This is a genomic window from Paraburkholderia sp. BR10937 (genome assembly GCF_040965695.1).
In the GTDB taxonomy this organism is placed as follows: Bacteria; Pseudomonadota; Gammaproteobacteria; order Burkholderiales; family Burkholderiaceae; genus Paraburkholderia.
Window position 1 is genome coordinate 1 of record NZ_JBFRCL010000120.1, and the last position, 2,995, is coordinate 2,995.

Consider the following 2,995-nt stretch of genomic DNA (forward strand, 5'->3'; position numbering starts at 1 on the left):
CAAGGCCGCCGACGCCGCTCTGCTCTACTTCGGCGGCCTCGCGCACCAGGGCGCGGCGCTCGCGAAGCAGATGAAGGCGCGCAGCATGAACGCGCAGTTCGTGGGCGGCGGCGGCGTGGCGAACGCCGACTTCACCCAGGCCGCGGGCGCCGCCGCCGAAGGCTCGATGGCCTGGGAGTACGGCCGCCCGCTCGCGCAGCTGCCGGAGGGCCCGCGTTTCGAGCAGGCCTACAAAGCCCGCTTCGGCAGCAACGTGCTCGCCTACGCGCCGTTCGGCTACGACGCGGCGTGGGCAGCGATCCACGCGATGGTCAATGCGAAATCGGCGCAGCCCGAGGTGTACCGCAGCGCGCTCAAGGCGCTCGCCTTCGACGGCGTGACGGGCCGCATCGCCTTCGAGCCGGACGGCTCGCTCAAGAACGGCGCCTCCACGCTCTGGCAGGTGAAGAAAGGCGTGTGGGTGCCGGTGACGACGCGCGGCGGCTGAGCGCCGCTCACGGTTGCTGCGGCGCGCCCACCGCCCGCACGACGATCTGCGCGTGCGTGTCGCGCTCGATGCGCACGAGCGCGTCGCGCATCTGCGCGAATTCGTCGGCCGTGCACATCTGGTGGCCAAAACGCGCCGCTAGCCGCCGCTCGATCTGCAGCGTGCGCGAGCGCGCGTCGAACACGTAGTGCGACGTGTAGTCGAGAAAGACGTCGCTCACTTGCGTGTCTTGCGGCACGTCGGTCACGCGCGCGAACGCGGGCAGCACGATCTGCGCGCTCTCCGCAAATTCCCCGCCGATGCACGCCCAGGGCTGCGTGCGGCGCGGCTGCGCGAGCCAGCTGTCGATCTGCGTGGCAATGCCACCCGTGAAGCTGCTCGTGGTGGGGATTGCGGTCGTGCCGTCGCGCCAGACCACATGATCGAGTGTGCCTTCCATCGTCACCGAAAACGGTCCGTCGGTTGCCTCGGTCGGGCCCGTGCTCACGTGCGCGGTGCCGGCGAGTCCGCTGAGCCGCAGGCGCTGCGCCGCGAGTTGCTGCGCCTGCGCGTGCGTCGCGCGGCGAAACGAGTTGCGCTCGGGCTCCGCGCCCGCGCCTTCGTCTTGCACGTAGTAGCTGTAGGCGGCGTCGCCTGTCGCGCCCACCTCGAGCGACAGGCGCGCCGTGCGCTCGCGCCGCTCGTTCGCAGGCGTACGCGAGAGTACGCCGTCGTCGACGAGCAGCGTGGGCCGGTCCATCACGCCCGGCGGCAGGTAGCCGAACGCGTAGCCGCCCGAGGAGGTGTCCGCGTACACGCCGAGGTCGGGCAGCCACGCGATCGCATGGTTGATCGCATGCGCGCCATAGCCCGGCACGCCGGGCAGCGTATAGACGGGGCCGAGATTGAGCAGCACGGGTTCGGCGCGTATGCCCACCGCCGCGAGCAGCGCGCTGAAGAGCGCCACGTGGTCCTTGCAGTCGCCATAGCGGTTGCGCAGGATGTCGGTCGCGCGATGCGGCACGGCCGCGGTCTCGCCAAGAAAGAGCGCGACGTAGCGGATATTGAAGCGCATCCAGTCGTAAATGCGGCGCGCCTTTTCGCGCGGGTCGCTCACGCCCGCCGTGAGCGCCTGCGCGAGCGCTGCGATGGCCGGATCGGTCGCGGTGGGATCTGCGGCGGCTTGGCGATAGCGCGCGGCGAAGGCCGCGAAGTCGGGCATCGTCGACACCATCAGCCGGTCGCCCCAGTTCACGTAGGCGACCGCCCCAGCTTCGAGCGGCGGATAGGGGCCGTGCCGGTAGTCGAACGCGTAGCGGGTACGGCCGTTCGCCGTTTCGGGCGCGAGCGCCGCGTAGCCACGGGCGTCGGCGTGGAGCGGCACGTCGGCGGGCAAATCGAAGATGAGGCGCTGAAACTCCACCGGTTCGCCGGTCGGCTCGACGAAGTACGAGAACGAGCCCGCGTCGAGCGCCTTCGCGCGGCGCTTGGCGAAATGCAGATGCACGCGCGATCCGATCTGGACGCCCGGAAAGATCACCGTGCGCAGCACGCCGTCCTCGAACGTGGGCGCGCCCGCCGAGCGCGGCTCCTGCACGTCGCGAATGCCGCTCGCGCCGACCGCGTGCGCGGTGCCGTCCAGATCGACGGTCTCGGCCGAGAGCTGCGTGATCGTTTCGATATCCTTATTGAACCAGACGTAGCGCTGGGCGATCTCGTCGACGCCGGCCGTGGTGTTGGCGCGCAGCACGGTGTCGTCGTCCTCGACGACCGAGCCGTCCTGCTGCACGACGAACAGATGCACGTCGCGCTCGAGCGTGTACGGCGGAACGTCGGTTTGCGCAGCGCGATCGGCGGGCTCGACGCGCGCCGCGCTGTCGGGGCTGCGGTCGCTCGCCTGGGCGCGGGCATGGCCGCTCGCGATTGTCAGAATCAATGCGAGGCTCATCGCAAGGCACGACGCGACGCACCGGGCGCCGCGCCTGATCCCCTCGCCTCGCGTCATGGGCGTCTCAGGCGCGCGCCGCCGCTTGCGCGGCGTTCGGCCATGACGTCTGCGCGAGATGGCGCTCGCGCTGCGCGGCGCGCCATGCACGGGGACTCGCGCCGAACTCGGTGCGAAACGCCGCGTTGAAGTTCGACAGATCGTTGAAGCCGCTCGCAAGCGCGACGTCGACGATCTTCGTGTCGTCGTCGTCGGCAAGACGCAGCGCGGCGGCGCGCAATCGCGCGCGCAGCAGATATTGGTGCGGGGTCACGCCGGCCACCGCCGAGAAGGTGCGCAGAAAATAGAACTCGCTCACGCCCGCCGCGCTCGCGAGGCTGGCGAGCGTATGCGCATCGTCCGGCGTTTCGTCGATCAGCCGCAGCGTCGCGACCACGCGTGCCGCCGCGGCGGCGCCCGGCGTGGCAGGCGTCGCCGCGGCCTTGCCGCTCGCGACCACACGCAAGGTCGCGAGCGCCAGTTCCAGTGCGATTTCATCCCAGGCGGCGGCGCCCAGTCCGGGCGCGTGGTCCCGCTCCTGCGCG

The 2,995-nt window shown here is 70.9% G+C and carries 3 protein-coding genes; 1 reads left to right on the forward strand and 2 read right to left on the reverse strand.

Annotation, left to right across the window (positions count from 1 at the left end; all coding sequences use genetic code 11):
- A partial coding sequence (locus AB4Y44_RS42065) for an ABC transporter substrate-binding protein (protein ID WP_368702777.1) occupies nucleotides 1–487 on the forward strand: 487 nt, incomplete at its 5' end.
- 7 nt (nucleotides 488–494) lie between these two features.
- On the opposite strand, the gene AB4Y44_RS42070 is transcribed toward AB4Y44_RS42065, so the two are convergent.
- Nucleotides 495–2,414: a DUF3857 domain-containing transglutaminase family protein gene (locus tag AB4Y44_RS42070; RefSeq protein WP_368702778.1), complete on the reverse strand. Its 1,920-nt coding sequence runs from the start codon at nucleotides 2,412–2,414 to the stop codon at nucleotides 495–497.
- Nucleotides 2,415–2,478: 64 nt separating this feature from the next.
- A partial coding sequence (locus tag AB4Y44_RS42075; protein WP_368702779.1) for a helix-turn-helix domain-containing protein occupies nucleotides 2,479–2,995 on the reverse strand: 517 nt, incomplete at its 5' end.